This window comes from Bacillus sp. Nf3 (genome assembly GCF_003028545.1).
GTDB classification, from domain to species: Bacteria; Bacillota; Bacilli; order Bacillales; family Bacillaceae; genus Bacillus; species Bacillus safensis.
In genome coordinates, this window is the sequence record NZ_PYUA01000001.1 from 370251 (window position 1) to 384945 (window position 14695).

Annotated in this window: 19 protein-coding genes; 8 read left to right on the top strand and 11 right to left on the bottom strand. The window is 39.6% G+C overall.

All coding sequences use genetic code 11. The features are described from left to right. The first annotated feature begins 10 nt into the window (after positions 1-10). Together fdhD and moaA are read left to right on the top strand one after the other, a co-directional pair. The gene (fdhD, locus tag C9414_RS01860) at positions 11-799 is read left to right on the top strand and encodes a formate dehydrogenase accessory sulfurtransferase FdhD (protein ID WP_047202543.1); all 789 of its coding nucleotides are present in this window, start codon (positions 11-13) and stop codon (positions 797-799) included. A gap of 10 nt (positions 800-809) precedes the next feature. After that, a complete protein-coding gene (gene moaA, locus C9414_RS01865; protein ID WP_047202542.1) occupies positions 810-1817 on the top strand; it encodes a GTP 3',8-cyclase MoaA in 1008 nt (335 codons plus the stop codon). A 254-nt stretch (positions 1818-2071) separates the two neighbouring features. Here moaA and rpsN read toward each other — a convergent pair whose 3' ends face one another. The 4 genes from rpsN to C9414_RS01885 all read right to left on the bottom strand — a co-directional run bounded on the left by rpsN (position 2072) and on the right by C9414_RS01885 (position 4353). Beyond that, entirely contained in the window at positions 2072-2341 is a 270-nt protein-coding gene (gene rpsN / locus C9414_RS01870; RefSeq protein ID WP_107162945.1) for a 30S ribosomal protein S14, read from the bottom strand. Between the two features lie 16 nt (positions 2342-2357). After that, complete coding sequence (locus C9414_RS01875) at positions 2358-3554, bottom strand: GTP-binding protein (RefSeq protein ID WP_047202541.1); 1197 nt, start codon at positions 3552-3554, stop codon at positions 2358-2360. A gap of 82 nt (positions 3555-3636) precedes the next feature. Next, positions 3637-3786: a 50S ribosomal protein L33 gene (gene rpmG, locus C9414_RS01880; RefSeq protein WP_003214771.1), complete on the bottom strand. Its 150-nt coding sequence runs from the start codon at positions 3784-3786 to the stop codon at positions 3637-3639. Positions 3787-3930: 144 nt separating this feature from the next. Continuing rightward, entirely contained in the window at positions 3931-4353 is a 423-nt protein-coding gene (locus C9414_RS01885; RefSeq protein ID WP_047202540.1) for a DUF5362 family protein, read from the bottom strand. 297 nt (positions 4354-4650) lie between these two features. Between C9414_RS01885 and C9414_RS01890 the strand changes: the two genes are divergently transcribed. Then, a complete protein-coding gene (locus tag C9414_RS01890) occupies positions 4651-4845 on the top strand; it encodes a hypothetical protein (RefSeq protein WP_073978875.1) in 195 nt (64 codons plus the stop codon). A 33-nt stretch (positions 4846-4878) separates the two neighbouring features. After that, positions 4879-5274: a hypothetical protein gene (locus C9414_RS01895; RefSeq protein ID WP_107162946.1), complete on the top strand. Its 396-nt coding sequence runs from the start codon at positions 4879-4881 to the stop codon at positions 5272-5274. Positions 5275-5320: 46 nt separating this feature from the next. On the opposite strand, the gene C9414_RS01900 is transcribed toward C9414_RS01895, so the two are convergent. Beyond that, positions 5321-5830, bottom strand: a complete 510-nt coding sequence (locus C9414_RS01900; RefSeq protein WP_107162947.1) for a thioredoxin domain-containing protein — start codon at positions 5828-5830, stop codon at positions 5321-5323. A gap of 98 nt (positions 5831-5928) precedes the next feature. On the opposite strand from C9414_RS01900, the gene C9414_RS01905 reads away from it, so the two are divergent. From C9414_RS01905 to C9414_RS01915, 3 genes are read left to right on the top strand one after another with little or no spacing between them, the layout of a single operon-like run. After that, positions 5929-7728: an ABC transporter ATP-binding protein gene (locus C9414_RS01905; RefSeq protein ID WP_107162948.1), complete on the top strand. Its 1800-nt coding sequence runs from the start codon at positions 5929-5931 to the stop codon at positions 7726-7728. A 1-nt stretch (position 7729) separates the two neighbouring features. After that, positions 7730-8287, top strand: a complete 558-nt coding sequence (locus tag C9414_RS01910) for a MauE/DoxX family redox-associated membrane protein (RefSeq protein WP_047202536.1) — start codon at positions 7730-7732, stop codon at positions 8285-8287. Then, complete coding sequence (locus tag C9414_RS01915; protein ID WP_107162949.1) at positions 8284-8814, top strand: TlpA family protein disulfide reductase; 531 nt, start codon at positions 8284-8286, stop codon at positions 8812-8814. The genes C9414_RS01910 and C9414_RS01915 overlap by 4 nt, the downstream gene beginning before the upstream one ends. Positions 8815-8846: 32 nt before the next feature. Here C9414_RS01915 and C9414_RS01920 read toward each other — a convergent pair whose 3' ends face one another. After that, entirely contained in the window at positions 8847-9356 is a 510-nt protein-coding gene (locus tag C9414_RS01920; RefSeq protein ID WP_047202534.1) for a GNAT family N-acetyltransferase, read from the bottom strand. Between the two features lie 116 nt (positions 9357-9472). Between C9414_RS01920 and spoIIQ the strand changes: the two genes are divergently transcribed. After that, positions 9473-10369 (top strand): stage II sporulation protein SpoIIQ, encoded by an 897-nt coding sequence (spoIIQ, locus tag C9414_RS01925; protein ID WP_047202533.1) that lies wholly within the window; start codon positions 9473-9475, stop codon positions 10367-10369. A gap of 87 nt (positions 10370-10456) precedes the next feature. Here spoIIQ and C9414_RS01930 read toward each other — a convergent pair whose 3' ends face one another. The 5 genes from C9414_RS01930 to C9414_RS01950 all read right to left on the bottom strand — a co-directional run bounded on the left by C9414_RS01930 (position 10457) and on the right by C9414_RS01950 (position 14581). Continuing rightward, positions 10457-10804 (bottom strand): P-II family nitrogen regulator, encoded by a 348-nt coding sequence (locus tag C9414_RS01930; protein ID WP_039182051.1) that lies wholly within the window; start codon positions 10802-10804, stop codon positions 10457-10459. A gap of 18 nt (positions 10805-10822) precedes the next feature. Further along, entirely contained in the window at positions 10823-12031 is a 1209-nt protein-coding gene (locus C9414_RS01935; RefSeq protein WP_039182048.1) for an ammonium transporter, read from the bottom strand. Between the two features lie 192 nt (positions 12032-12223). Next, a complete protein-coding gene (locus C9414_RS01940; RefSeq protein WP_107162950.1) occupies positions 12224-12964 on the bottom strand; it encodes an amino acid ABC transporter ATP-binding protein in 741 nt (246 codons plus the stop codon). A gap of 10 nt (positions 12965-12974) precedes the next feature. Continuing rightward, complete coding sequence (locus tag C9414_RS01945) at positions 12975-13652, bottom strand: amino acid ABC transporter permease (RefSeq protein ID WP_107162951.1); 678 nt, start codon at positions 13650-13652, stop codon at positions 12975-12977. 41 nt (positions 13653-13693) lie between these two features. Further along, complete coding sequence (locus C9414_RS01950; RefSeq protein ID WP_047202530.1) at positions 13694-14581, bottom strand: transporter substrate-binding domain-containing protein; 888 nt, start codon at positions 14579-14581, stop codon at positions 13694-13696. Positions 14582-14695 lie beyond the last annotated feature (114 nt).

Here is a 14695-nt window from a genome sequence, read left to right on the forward strand (position 1 = left end):
AGATCATACAATGAATCCTTCTGTTAAAAAGAAACGAGTCATACACCAATACCGTGAAGGCCAGTTTACATGCAAATCTGATGAAATTGTAGAAGAATTTCCTTTAACTGTGATGGTGAATGGAGAAGAATTTGTGACACTTGTTTGTTCACCAGAGCACCTGAAAGAATTGGTTATCGGCTTTTTGGCTTCAGAAGGGGTCATTCGATTTGAAAATGAGATTAAAAGGTTTACAATAGATGAAAGTATGGGTTTTGCCTATGTTGATTTAGTTCACTCAAGTGGATTTGATTCATCAGATTTTACAAAACGAGTGATTGGTTCATGCTGCGGGAAAGGAAGACACTTTTATTTTCTTCAAGATGTGAAGACGGCAAAAACAGCCATTGATCGAATTAGTATTTCTGCTGAAACCTGTATGCATCTCATGAAATGTTTGCAAGAAGAAAGTCAATTATTTCAACATACTGGCGGAGTGCATAATGCTGGACTGTGTGACACAGAGAAGCTATTCATCACTAGAACTGATATAGGAAGACATAATGCTTTAGATAAAATTTATGGATATTGTTTACTCCAGCGAATCCCACTTAGAGATAAAATTCTTGTGTTTAGCGGCCGGATATCGTCAGAAGTTCTATTGAAGGCAGCAAAACTAGGAGTCTCTATCGTCATTTCAAAATCAGCACCTACTGAGCTAGCGCTTCAAATGGCAGAAGAATTAAATATTACGACAGTTGGATTCGTCAGAGGAAAATCCTTTAATATTTACACTCATCCTCAGCGTATTACAGAATAGGAGGCAAAGTATGGACAGTATTTTAGATAAAAGACATCGACCATTGCGCGATTTAAGAATATCAGTAACTGATCGCTGTAACTTTAGATGTACGTACTGTATGCCTGCTGAAATTTTTGGACCAGATTATCCTTTCTTGAAAAAAGAAGAACTGCTTACTTTCGAAGAAATTGAACGACTTGCTACCCTTTTTGTAAAGAATCTAGGTGTGGTAAAGATACGCATCACGGGCGGGGAACCTTTAATGCGGAAGGATCTGCCTGTCTTAATAGAAAAGCTCGCAAAAATTCCAGGGATTGAAGACATTGCGATGACAACCAATGGAACGCTTTTACCTTTATATGCTGATCAGTTAAAGAGAGCTGGTCTTAATAGAGTCACCATTAGTTTAGATTCATTAAATCCCGATCGTTTTAAGCAAATGAACGGAAGGCACATTTCTATCCAAAAAGTGTTTGATGGCATTGAGGCGGCAAAAAAGGCTGGACTTGCTATCAAGATTAATATGGTTGTTCAAAAAGGTGTGAATGATCAGGATGTCCTACCAATGGCGGCTTACTTTAGAAAAGAAGGACACGTTCTCAGGTTTATCGAGTTTATGGATGTCGGTAATACGAATAAATGGAATCTAGAACATGTCATGACAAAGAATGAAATAATTGAATTAATTGATTCAACATATCCTATCAAACCTGAACCACCTCAATATACAGGTGAAGTAGCCAACCGATTTTTTTACAAAGATGGTTCAGGAGAGATAGGCATTATTTCTTCCGTTTCAGATGCTTTTTGCGGAACATGTAACAGAGCAAGGCTATCTGCACGCGGGGAATTGTTTACATGTCTGTTTGCATCATCGGGTTTTGATCTGAAACGGATGATTCGTACGACAAAAGATAATGAAGAGTTAGCAAACTTGTTAAAGGAACTATGGTCGAATAGACATGATCAATATTCAGCTGAGAGAGAGCAGAAAAAAGATCAGAAAAAGGTTGAAATGTCATATATCGGTGGATAATGACAACAAAGTATCATGATCAGGTATTTTTGAAAAGAAGGAAAATTGGCATAATCATTGTTGAAAATCCTTTTTTGAGAAAAGGTTATTTTATCTTATGAACTCATTCAGTATAAAAAACCAGCAGAGATTCTGCTGGTTTTTAAATGCCTATTTTGAACTTCAAAAAGCATGAGATAAGACTTGAAAATAGATTTTTCATTGTTTTGTGCCGTTTTATTTTTCCGAGTGCTGTGATAAGATCAAATCATTCTTTACCAGCTCGATTTTTTCACCCCAGGGATATGACCCTTATAGGCAAGCTCACGAAAAGCAATCCTAGACATTTTGAATTTCCTTAAGTAACCTCTTGGACGGCCGGTTAATTCACAGCGATTTTTTAAGCGGGTAGGGGAAGAGTCTCTAGGTAATTTCCGTAAAGCTTCATAGTCACCTTTTTCTTTTAACTCTTTCCTTAATTCTGCATATTTCAATACAAGCTGCTGTCGTTTTCTTTCTTTAGCAATCTTAGATTTCTTTGCCAATTAAAACCCTCCTGGCCTAATTTTGTATTTTCCATTGAAAGGGATCCTCAAATGTAGTCCAATCTTGATCAAATTCCTCAGGTGTGAGCAAGCATTGATCAAGAGTGCGAATAATTTCTGCTTTAGGCAAATCCACACCGATAAACACAAGTTTTGTATGACGATCACCAAACTCTGCATCCCACTCATCTAGAAGCTCTGGTTCCTGATTTAATATCCGTGTTTTTTCTTGCTCAGGCAAAGCAGCAATCCAGTATGCAATTGGTTCAATCGCAACAGATTTTCCAGCTTGTGAAATTAAAATGGTTAAATCATGATGTGTGGCAAGCCAAGTAAAACCTTTCGCACGAACGACCTGCTCAGGCATCTGATCTAACCAATTATTCAGCCTGCCTGTATGAAAAGGGAGTCTTCTTTCGTAAACAAAGGATGAAATTTGGTATTCTTCTGTTTCCGGCGTATGCTGAGCATGTCCTGCGTTAATCTCTTTGATCCATCCAGCAGAAGCGCTTGATTTTTCAAAGTCGAATAAACCAGTATTCAAAATGTCATCTGGCTGTACTTTACCTTGTGAGGTTCTGATGATAGATGCTTCTGGTTGTAGTTTGTTCAGAACATGCTCAAGTCGATCTAACTCTGAGGGCGATACTAGATCACATTTATTGATAATGAGCACGTCACAAAATTCAATTTGATCAATGAGTAAATCTGAAATTTCTCGTTCGTCGTCATCGGAAACCGCTTCTTTACGATCTAATAAACTCTCTCCTGACTGGAAATCAGTCCAGAAGCGATTTGCATCTACTACTGTGACCATCGTATCTAGACGGCAAAAGCGGGTCAAATCTATGCCCATTTCTTCATCAATATAAGAAAACGTTTGAGCGACGGGAATTGGTTCACTAATTCCAGTTGATTCAATGACAATATAATCGATATTACCTGCCTTACAAAGGCGTTCTACTTCAATTAACAAGTCTTCTCGCAAAGTGCAGCAAATACAACCGTTAGATAATTCAACTAGTTTCTCATCTGATCGAGAAAGCTCACCGCCTTGTTTGACTAGTTCTGCATCAATATTAATTTCGCTCATGTCATTGACGATCACAGCCACTTTTAATCCTTTGCGATTTTGAAGAACATGATTTAATATCGTTGTTTTTCCTGCTCCTAAAAAGCCGCTTAATACTGTAACAGGTATACGCTTATTCATTTGTTTTTGTCCTTTTGAAAACGATCATTTTGTTTTCCGCCTCACTTAAAAAGTAATCATTACGATTTATAATCTAAAAAATTTATTTTGTTTCTCTATGAAGGGTATATTTCTTTAATCGAGGAGAATATTTTTTTAACTCCAATCGGTCGGGATTCGTTCTTTTATTTTTTGTTGTGATGTAGTTTCTGTCACCTGTTTCAGTACAGGCCAACGTAATTTTCACGCGCATAAGTAATAGGGTCCTCCTTTAATTCGTAATAGTTACGATTTGTATTTTAAAATGAACAAAACTGAATGTCAAGCATAGGAGGATAATCCAATCCAAATGATAAAAACAAAAGGGGTATCGAACGACCATTGATACCCCACTCCATTAATAAAAGTCACCGAGTTCTTGTTCGTAATCACCTTCATATTGCTGGACATCATAAGGAATTTCTTGGAGGAAGGCTAACCCGCCTAGTATAAGCATCAAAACAATGGCAATGAATGAAAGAATAACTGCGGCAATACTTGAAATGGCAAACAGTGTCTGCATTTTCATCATCTTAGCGTATTGTTCTAATAATTCTTCGTAAGAAGTATCAGGAGCGTGAATCAATTGTTCAGCTGCTTTTACAGATTTTTGTACATGGATTCCCATCATAATGAGGAAGACGCCAAGGGCTGCAGGAAGAACAAGCCAAAAACCAATAAGAATAGCCAGACCGCCTGAAATATAGAGAAAGATACTACCAACCTTTCCCCACTTTACGATTGAATGAAGAGATTGAATGATTTTCTCAGTTTGTTGCATTGGTGTTCACTCCTTTATGTATTCACTCTTTATCATACTTGAGTAAGTAGTACTTTAGGAAGAGTGAATGTTGATTAATGAAAATGTTTCTATCTTCACTTCACTATTTATGGATAAATAAATTATTTCCAAATAAGAAAAAAGTAACATTTACTATTAAAATTATCGACAAATTATGTCATAAATAAGATTGGTAGTATAAAATAATTAGTAAATTTATCAAAATATGTTGTTAGTTGTCTTGTAATTGGTTATTATTGTGTTGTATTACCATAAAAATTGGAAGGTGGAATTCATATGTTAGATCGTTTCTTAAACAAAATGACCAATGTTCAACCTGCTGCTGCAAGATGTATTTTGCAAAAATTAGTCACTTCATGCAAATCAGCACCGACTTGTTTCCTTCAAGGTGTTGGAACTTTCCGTTACTACGTGGATCGTGACACAGGTGAGATTTGTACTAGTCAAGAACGCGTTAGATGTGGTTGCTAAATCTAAGGATCTTATTTAATAGGATGTGAACGCATGAGCATATCTTCAATTTCATTCTTAACAAATGCTATGCAGACGTCAAATAGGCGTCAAGCGGGTCAATCATCAAATTCTTTTTTAACCCAAGCGGCTCAAATTGTTCAAGGTGACCATTCTCCAGAAGAGAGAAAGGCATTATTTCAACAACTTACTTTAGTTCAGCAAGGTAAAGATTTGGAACTTCATGTTTCTAAATTAAAGGAACTAGAGAAAGAGGCTCAAAAAGAGACGTCTTCTTCGTCTGTTACTGTGAATCAGCATGGTGACCAAGTAGACATTTCAAATGAGGCACGGAGCGAGTTTGAACAAGCTGAGGAACAGGCTTCAGATGAAGCAATTGAAGCTGCTGTAGGGGAAAAAGATCTAGATGTTCACTCAGATCTACAATAAAAAAATGAGGCATGTGTTTGATATTCTTCACATGCCTCATTTATCTTTATTTTGCAGATATCCTTGAATAAAGACCATCCGGAAAAGGTGCTGCATATGAGATGATTTCATCTTCTTCTACCATGATGTAATACGGAAATTCTTCAATTTGGAATGTGTCTATCATTTGTTCGTCCACTGGAATAATTCGCATGTTGGTTTTATTATCACGATATAATTCTTGATCCTCTGTTTGCCCATTCTTTAGCAAAATACTAAATGAAACGTCTAATTTACGCTGCTTTTTCGTTTCTAGGAATTGTTCAAGTGATGGAATGCAATGCGGACATGATGTATCAGTGAAAATAAGCAGCTGCTGCTTACTGTTGGTTTGCAGTAAATCATTTACTGGAATAGGTGATGGTTTTTCAAGCAGCGGATGCACTAGTTTTTGTCCAACATGCTGTATCGGTAAGATGATCAGTTCCATTTGTTGTTTTAAATAGATGATGACTCCGATCGTTAATAATAGGCTGCAAAGAATAAGAGTGAGCTGTAAAAGTAAGATTGAATTCATCGTATATCGTCCTCTCAGAGTGAAGTTACGCAAAGCTATCATAATACAAATATCAAAAATATGTCAATTATACTAAATGGTGTAAGGTGGAGCGTTTGATGAGTACAGTGAACCATTGTCTATATGCAATCTCCTATACTTGGAAAAGAAGTCGATCTTATCTTCTTCTTACCTTATTGATCCAAGTGATCGTTGGTTTTATGCCTTTGGCTAGTGTCTGGATTATTCAAACTTTGATTAATGAAATTATTTTATTCATGACGTCTTCAGGAGACATTCAAAAGGTTTTGTGGTTATTTGGACTGCAAATGGTCATTGTGGTTTTAGGATATGGGCTTCAATTCGTTCTTCAGCTTAGCCAGCAGAAAGCGACAAATTTGATTGGTCTGCATTTGAAGGGTGAATTGCTTCAAAAGGCGATCAGGCTGCCGTTTATTACATTTGAACACCCGTCTTTTTACAATGAAAGTCAACGTGTGATGAACAGTCATCAGCATGTTCTGAGTATGGTTAGAAGTATCTTTACAATCATGAGCGCATTGATTACTGTTGTATCACTTCTTATCTATATGATCGGTATCCATTGGGGCTTGGCGGTTATTCTGATCGTGTTTACCCTGCCTGTCTTATGGATTGAGCTTTTCTTTGGAGGAGCGCGTTATCAATTAAACCGCATGTTAACTGCCAATGACCGCAGAGAAATGTATGTGTCCGATCTTGTCGCGCAACGAGATTCATTGAAGGAAATCCGTTTATATGGAATCGGGGATTATCTTCTTCAGAAATGGAAAGGTCATTATGTAAAAAGTGCAGATGAAAAATATAAACTGCTTAAGCGGCAAGTTCGCTGGGAGATGGCGGGCGGGTTGCTTATGACATTTTCCTATGTATGCTGCGGTCTTTTTATTGTCTTTCTTATATTTCAAAAAAAATTAGCTGCCGGGACATTTGTCGCTGTGCTGCAAGCGGTGCAAAACATCCAAAGTGGTTTTCAGGACTTAACAAGAGAATGTTCTAGTTTATATGAAACAAGTCTTTATGTTGATGAAATGAGAGCTTTTCAAAAGAGAGAAGAAGAAATTCATGAGCAGACAGAAGAAGGGGCATCGCTTCGGAAGATCGAGTCTATTCAGTCCATTACACTTGAAAATCTCTCATTTACTTATCCGAATATGAAAACACCTGCCATTGAACATATACATTTTCATATCAATAAAGGTGAACGTATTGCATTGGTGGGGGATAACGGCTCAGGTAAAACCACCTTGATCAAATGTTTGACCGGTTTATATGATCCAGATCAGCCGAATATGCAAAAAGTCAACGGTGAGTCTATTTCTACTATTCATAAAAAGTCATACCATGCGAGAATGGCTGTTCTTTTTCAAGATTTTATGAAGTACGAGTTCACTGTGAAAGAAAACATCGGGTTTGGCCGTATTGATCATATGGACGAGGAAGAGCGGATGATCTCAGCTGCACGGCAAGCAGGCATAGAGAAAAGAATTCATCAAATGGAAGAAATGTATGATGCACAGCTTGGCCGTTTTTTTGAAGAAGGCCATGAACTGTCTGGCGGACAATGGCAAAAGCTCGCGATGGCTAGAACCTTCTTTAGAGAGAGTGATTTTATCATTTTAGATGAACCGACTTCTGCTCTTGATCCACTATCGGAAATTTCACTCATTCGAAAGCTATTCGATCACACGCAGGATCAGGGTGTCTTGTTTATCACACATCGAATGGGAGCGGCTCGTTTAGCAGACCGTATAATCGTAATGAAAGATGGTGCTTTCGTTGAAGAGGGGAACCATAATGAACTGATGGTGTTGAACGGAGAGTACAAAAGGCTTTACGAGGCACAATCTCAATTATTTCAACAAAAGGAGATGGCGTAAGGTGAGTGTCTTTTATTATATAGGTGTCTATTTACTAGGGATCATTTTTGCGGGTGCATGGTTTGATAAAGTGAAAAAACAGACGGCACATATGCAGCAGATGGATGCTTATCAGCTGCTGCCTCCTTCTTTCACGGCACCCATGTTTTATTTGTTTTTAACTGCTGAATTGGTTTGTACTGGTTATCTGTTCATATGGCACATGACTCTTTTACCTGCGATTGGTCTTACAGCACTTTTATGTATTTATACTGGAGCAGTGACCTTCAATTTATTGAGAGGACATCGTGATATTTCTTGCGGCTGTGGTGGACTGCTTGATAATGAACGCCTTCACTGGGGAATTGTGATTCGCAATGTGTCGATGCTGGCTCTTGTGATCGGATTGTTTTATGTGCATTCCTATGCAGAAACCATTCCATGGCAATATAACATCATTTGTTTTCTCATTGCCGTGGCTGTCTCTTTCATGATAGCGGTGGGTCAAGAAGTCTTAATGTTTCAAAGAAAATGGATCAATCAATTTGAATTATTTATAGAAGGAGACGATGTGAAATGACAGATATTCTATTGATTATTGTGTTATTCATTGTCATTGCTCAGCTGGCTGTGATATTTTTGCTCGCCCGTTTTATCGGAAAATTTATGAATAAAATTAAAACCCTTGATGGAATTGAATTAAAGGAAGCAGATGTGGGGGATCCTGCACCGTTATTTCGAAGCTATTCCCATTTAGGGGAGAAGGTCATTTTGAAGGAATATTTTCAAAGAGAGAGTGCTGTGATGCTGTTATTTGTGAATTCTACTTGTATGACGTGCAAAAGTATTTTGGCAGATCTGCAGCAGCAAATCGCTGGCGATGATACTCAATTCATTATTATTAATGGAGATGAGCAGGCGGATGATACGCCGATTCTTGAATTGCTTCCGGCTCAGGCTGTGTATACTCGTTCTTCACAAATTATGGAGCTGTATGGGGTAACGGTTGTTCCACAAGCGATTCTCATTGATGAACATGGTATCATTCTGCAAAGAAAATCTCTTCAAAATGCGAAACAGTTTGAACAGCTGTTACATGCGTCATAAAAAAGCGTCTCTTTGTCAGGGAGACGCTCGTTTTATAATTCTTTTCCTAGGATATCTAAATCGTATCTGCTGCCGTCCATTTCTGCGATGCGTGGCAGGTGGCCCCATGTCTCAAAGCCGTGCTTTTTAAATAGTCGAATGCTGGCTTCGTTGTGCCCGAAAATAAAGGCAAGTAACGTTCGAATGCCTAATGACGGTGCTAACTCAATGGCTTCTTGTAAGAAAAGTGAGCCTAAGCCTTTTCCACGATAGTCTTGGTTTAAATAGATACTCATTTCAACGGTCCCGTTGTATGCAGGTCTACCGTAAAATGTTTCAAAGCTCAGCCAGCCGTAGATAATTCCATCCTCATCTGTTTTCACATAGAGAGGTCTTTTTTCGGAATGATTCAAAAACCATTGTCGGCGGTCCTCAACAGAAACTGGTTCTGTATCAGCGGTCACTTCTCTTGAAGCAATGGTTGAATTGTAGATATCAACGATCGCTTTGAGGTCATCTTCTGTTGCAATGCGGTTGAAAGTTTTCACAATTAAGTCCCCCATCTTTTTTTCATTTATCATACATATTATTAATGCGATTGCGCAAAATAAAAAGAAAAATGATTTCGTGTGTATATATTTTTTGAAAAGTGTTCAGAATGTTGCTGAGGTGATGAAAAATGAGAGAGGAAGAAAAGAAACGTACTTCCAAAATCACAAAAGTTCAGCAATTTTTCCGTAAGCGCTGGGTATTCCCTGCTATTTACTTGGTCAGCGCAGCGGTCGTGTTAACAGCCGTTCTTTGGTATCAAGCTGTATCAAAAGATGTGAAAGACCAACTATCTGATGGAAATCAAACAGGGCAAGAACAGCGCGATGATGCTGTTGAAGTTGGAAAGCCAATTGAAAATGTCGCAATGCCGGTCCAGAATTCTGATAATGTTTCTGTCGTGAAAAAGTTCTATGAAGCAGATGCTGACCAAAAAGAAAAAGAAGCAGCACTTGTAAACTATAATAACACCTATACCTTGAGCAAAGGTATTGATCTTGCAGATAAAGATGGCAAAGTGTTTGATGTCACAGCTGCTCTTAGTGGAACAGTGGTTCAAGCGAAAAAAGATCCAGTTCTTGGTCATGTCGTTGAAATTGAACATGAAGATGGATTATCAACTGTCTATCAATCGTTGTCACAAGTGAGTGTCAAAGAAGGCGATGAAGTGAAGCAGAATGATGTCATTGGTGCTTCTGGTAAAAACCTATATGGCGCTGAAAGCGGCAACCATGTGCATTTTGAAATTCGTATGGAAGGTTTAGCGCTTAATCCGCTTAGCTTCATTGACAAGCCTGTTTCTACGATTGAAAAAGCAGCGCAAGAAGTGACGGAACAAGCAAAAGAACCTGCTCAGCCAAAGACTGAGGAAAAAACGAAGGAACCTGCTGCTGAAGATAAAGCCAAAGAGCCAGCTGGAGAAAAATCGGAAGAAAAGTCTGATGAGAAGGGGAAATCCTCTGATCAAGAAAAGTCTTCTGGTTCCTCTAAAGACAGCAGTCAGTCAGAAGAAACAAAACAATCTTAATGTCTTACAAGGTCCTCTGTGTATATAAAAATATGCAGAGGTTTTTTTCTGCTTAAAAAGATCCTCCGCCACTCGGCGGAGGATGAACTATAGGGCGGCAGGTCCTTCTTCACCTGTCCGAATGTTGATTGTATTCGCTATCTCATATATAAAAATTTTCCCATCCCCTGGTTCGCCTGTACGAAGTACCTTTTGAGCTGTTTCAACCACCTGTTCGACAGGTACTTTGCTTAGGACGATTTCGATCTTTAATCGTTCGTACACGTTGCTTTCTCTTTTGACACCGCGGTATAGCTCTGTATGTCCCTTTTGTAAGCCACAGCCGTGTACATTTGAAAAGGTAATCGAGGTGACACCAATCTTTCCAAGCTCCACCTTTAATGTTTCAAAATTAGCTGGACGTGTGACAATCTCCACTTTATACATTTTGCTCATAGAGACACCCCTTTTTCTTTAATCTTGATAAGCTTTTTCACCGTGCATGGTTAAATCAAGACCCACGGATTCTTCTTCTTCGGTTGCACGAATTTTGAAGAAGACATTGACCAACTTGATGATCACGTATGTCACAACGGCAACAAAAGCGTACGTGGCAACAATCGCGACCACTTGCTTCCAAAGTAAGCTGGGATCTCCGTAAAATAAGCCATTGGCTCCACCGTCATTGACAGAAGTTGTGGCGAAAAGTCCTGTTGCAATTCCTCCCCAAGTACCGCCAATTCCGTGAAGGCCGAATGCGTCTAGTGCGTCATCATAGCCAAATTTGGCTTTGAGAGAAAAGACGCCCCAGAAACAGACGATCCCGCCAATGAATCCTATTATAATAGAAGCAAACGGTGTAACAAAGCCTGCGGCAGGTGTAATGGCGACAAGACCTGCGATGGCTCCAGAGATCGCGCCGAGCATGGTTGGTTTTTTGTTGATCATCCACTCTACTAACAGCCAGCCGATGATTCCTGCAGCAGCGGCTGTATTGGTGTTAATAAAGGCAAACATGGCCACGCTGTCTAATGTGAGAGCACTACCCACGTTAAAACCAAACCAGCCAAACCAGATGACAGCTCCGCCGAGAAGGGTGTAGATCAAGTTATGCGGAGAAGAGCTTGCTGCGTCTTTACGCTTCCCGAGCACAATCGCAACGACAAGACCTGCAACACCGGATGAGATGTGAACCACGTTTCCGCCTGCGAAGTCAAGCGCACCCATCTCGCCAATCCAACCGCCGCCCCATACCCAGTGTGCGACTGGAGCGTATACAAATGTGACCCAAAGGAGTGTAAATACAACGACTGCTGAGTAGCGAATCCTTTCAGCAAAGGCACCTGAGATGATGGCTGTTGTTAAAACGGCAAAGGTCATTTGGAACATCATGAACAATGAATGTGGAATGGTCTCGCTATAGGAACCGGGCTCAAAGCCTACGCCTTTCAGGCCAACCCAGTCTAATCCTCCGATCCATGCATTGCCTGGTGCAAAAGCTAAGGAATAACCGAATACGATCCATACGATTGAAACGATCGCTAGTGACGTTAAGCTGTGCATGGTTGTGCTTAACACGTTTTTACTTCTCACGAGTCCTCCGTAGAATAAAGCTAAACCCGGTGTCATTAACCACACGAGTAGTGCGCAGAAGAACATAAATACTGTATCACCCATTTGCATGCTGCATTCCCCCGAATCATTCAGAATTATTGTTTTCTTAATTCTTCATTATAGAGAGAAAAGTCATATATAACATATACATGTAAGTTTATCTGACATGGTTTTTTGGTTAAGTTCAATATAAATGGATGAAAAGTTCGTAAAAAATGAGCAAAAACGTCAGTTGAGCACTAAAAATGAAGGGCGTTTGACCTATAAAATGGAGCTGAGAAACAGTTTTGTACGTTTCTCCCTAGGAGAATCAAACAATTCCGAAGGGACGCCTTCTTCGACGATGCGGCCCTCGTGCATGTAGACGACACGATCAGCAACTTCTTTCGCAAAACCCATTTCATGTGTGACAATGACCATGGTCATGCCTTCTTTTGCGAGGCTTTTCATCGTTTGCAGTACCTCGCCTACAAGCTCTGGATCTAGGGCAGACGTAGGTTCGTCAAATAACATGACATCAGGCTTCATAGCCAGAGATCTGGCGATGGCTACACGCTGTTTTTGACCGCCTGATAGTTTAGAAGGATATACGTTGGCTTTATCCGCAAGTCCGACTTTTTCTAACAAGGTGCTGGCTTCGGCGATGGCTTGCGCTTTCTTTGTTTTTTTCACCATAATAGGTGCTTCAATGATATTTTCAAGAACAGTTTTGTGCGGAAAAAGGTTAAAATGCTGAAACACCATTCCTATTTTTTGTCTCATTTCGTTCAATTGATCGCGATTTGGATGAACAGGGCTGCCATCGATGATGATATCTCCGTCATTTTTTATTTCTAAAAAGTTCATACAGCGGAGCAGGGTGCTTTTTCCAGAACCGCTTGCTCCAATTAAGACGACCACATCATTTTCATATACGGTGAGATCGATATCTTTTAAAACATGAAGCTCTCCAAAGTATTTATTGAGTTTTTCAACACGAATGATTTCCTTTGATTCTGTCATGCTACTCCTCCTATTGGTCACTGGCTGATAATTTCTTCTCAAAGGTTTGGACAGCGAATGTTAACAGCAGGACAAGAACTAAGTAATAGACGGCTACAACAAGTAAATACGTCATATTATCAAAGCTGTTGGAGCCTTGCGTGGTGGCAACGTTAAATAGTTCATTCACACTAATAAAGGCGGCGAGTGATGAATCTTTTAAACCGATAATGAACTGGTTGCCAAGAGGGGGTAGGGCGCGCCGCATCGCTTGTGGGAGAATGATCCGCCTCATGGTTAAAAAACGACCCATGCCAAGAGAGCGTCCTGCCTCTTTTTGCCCCTGATCGATGGATTGGATGGCGCCTCTAAATATTTCTGCGATATAGGCGCCATTATGAAAGGCGAGCGCAATGGAAGCAGCCCAGAAGTCGGGTATATTCAATTCGGTGAGACCGAAATATAGGATGAAAATTTGAACAACAAGTGGTGTTCCTCGTACAAGAAAGATATAACCATTGGCGATATAACTGAAAATGGCTACACGGGATATTTTCAATAAAGCAAAGAAGAGCCCGATGAACATACCGATGAAGATGCTGATCACCGTGAGCTGTAAGGTGATCAGCATTCCTTCTAAGAAAATGCCTCTAGAATCAATGAGTGTCTGAAAAAAGTGTGCTAAGGTAGGCAAAACAATCATCTCCATTTGAAGAAAGTGCGCCTATAAAAAGGCGCACAATCGTGGTTTTAATCTTGTTTGACCGTGATGTCTTCATCAAAGTACTTTTCGCTAATTTGTTTTAATGTTCCGTCTTTTTTTAATGCATCAATCGCATCGTTGATCTCTTCTATGAGCTGTTTATTTTCTTTTGATACAGCAATTGCCTGCTCGCTTTGTCCGAGTCTTTCCTGCGCTGTGATTTTCAATTTTTTCTTCATCGCTTCTGCACCTGTGGCGAAATCTGTCACGACTGCATCGTGTTTTCCGTTGGCTAGTGCTTCTAAGGCGACGACATCACTATCATAATATTTTGGTTCTTTCCCGCTATGTTCCTTTGCAATATCAGCGTAGGACGATCCTTTTGATACAGCAATTTCTTTGTTTTTTAAGTCATCAGCATGTTGAATGTCTGCTCCAAGTCTTGTGAAAATTTGCGGACCAGAGTAGTAATAGGGCTTAGAAAAAAGGACGTGTTTTTTTCGTTCCTCATTGATGGTATGACTTGCAACTGCCGCATCAAATTTACCTGCTTTCACACCTTCGACAATGCCTGCGAATTTATATTTTTTCTGTATAGGCTCGAGGCCTAGTTTGTCACTAATCGCATTGCCTACGTCGATATCGAAGCCAGACATCTGATTTCCATCCATGTAACTAAACGGATGAAATTCACCTGATGCTGCAAAAATAAATTTTCCATCCTCCAAAATTGGCGACCCTTTCGCTGTAGAATTACGTTTATCTCCGTTCCCATTTGTTTCGTTTGAACCACACGAAGACAGAAGTAATACTGCAACCGAGAAAAGGGCTGGGACCCAAAACCGTCTTTTTTTAATAATAAGCTTCTCCTCCTTTTCAGCCGTTCTCCCTGTAAGGAGAAAGTAGGCTTTTAAATATGAAATGAATATTACCATCCCTTCCTCATATTCTCAATTTTATATGTGTTTTTCCAACGCTCTCCCTTTTTAAAATGTATGTCTTCATTTCCTGAGAGAGAACTCGATTTGATAAGGGTAAAAAAGGGAATT

Bases quoted from the DNA above. Each gene is read 5' to 3' on its own strand.
- C9414_RS01915 (WP_107162949.1), top strand. From the start codon at position 8,284: ATGACAGATATTCTATTGATTATTGTGTTATTCATTGTCATTGCTCAG.
- spoIIQ (WP_047202533.1), top strand. From the start codon at position 9,473: ATGAGAGAGGAAGAAAAGAAACGTACTTCCAAAATCACAAAAGTTCAG.
- rpmG (WP_003214771.1), bottom strand. From the start codon at position 3,786: ATGCGCGTGAAAATTACGTTGGCCTGTACTGAAACAGGTGACAGAAAC.
- C9414_RS01905 (WP_107162948.1), top strand. From the start codon at position 5,929: ATGAGTACAGTGAACCATTGTCTATATGCAATCTCCTATACTTGGAAA.
- C9414_RS01935 (WP_039182048.1), bottom strand. From the start codon at position 12,031: ATGCAAATGGGTGATACAGTATTTATGTTCTTCTGCGCACTACTCGTG.
- C9414_RS01945 (WP_107162951.1), bottom strand. From the start codon at position 13,652: ATGGAGATGATTGTTTTGCCTACCTTAGCACACTTTTTTCAGACACTC.
- C9414_RS01900 (WP_107162947.1), bottom strand. From the start codon at position 5,830: ATGAATTCAATCTTACTTTTACAGCTCACTCTTATTCTTTGCAGCCTA.
- C9414_RS01920 (WP_047202534.1), bottom strand. From the start codon at position 9,356: ATGGGGGACTTAATTGTGAAAACTTTCAACCGCATTGCAACAGAAGAT.
- C9414_RS01875 (WP_047202541.1), bottom strand. From the start codon at position 3,554: ATGAATAAGCGTATACCTGTTACAGTATTAAGCGGCTTTTTAGGAGCA.
- fdhD (WP_047202543.1), top strand. From the start codon at position 11: ATGAATCCTTCTGTTAAAAAGAAACGAGTCATACACCAATACCGTGAA.
- moaA (WP_047202542.1), top strand. From the start codon at position 810: ATGGACAGTATTTTAGATAAAAGACATCGACCATTGCGCGATTTAAGA.
- C9414_RS01885 (WP_047202540.1), bottom strand. From the start codon at position 4,353: ATGCAACAAACTGAGAAAATCATTCAATCTCTTCATTCAATCGTAAAG.
- C9414_RS01950 (WP_047202530.1), bottom strand. From the start codon at position 14,581: ATGGTAATATTCATTTCATATTTAAAAGCCTACTTTCTCCTTACAGGG.
- C9414_RS01930 (WP_039182051.1), bottom strand. From the start codon at position 10,804: ATGAGCAAAATGTATAAAGTGGAGATTGTCACACGTCCAGCTAATTTT.
- C9414_RS01890 (WP_073978875.1), top strand. From the start codon at position 4,651: ATGTTAGATCGTTTCTTAAACAAAATGACCAATGTTCAACCTGCTGCT.
- C9414_RS01895 (WP_107162946.1), top strand. From the start codon at position 4,879: ATGAGCATATCTTCAATTTCATTCTTAACAAATGCTATGCAGACGTCA.
- C9414_RS01940 (WP_107162950.1), bottom strand. From the start codon at position 12,964: ATGACAGAATCAAAGGAAATCATTCGTGTTGAAAAACTCAATAAATAC.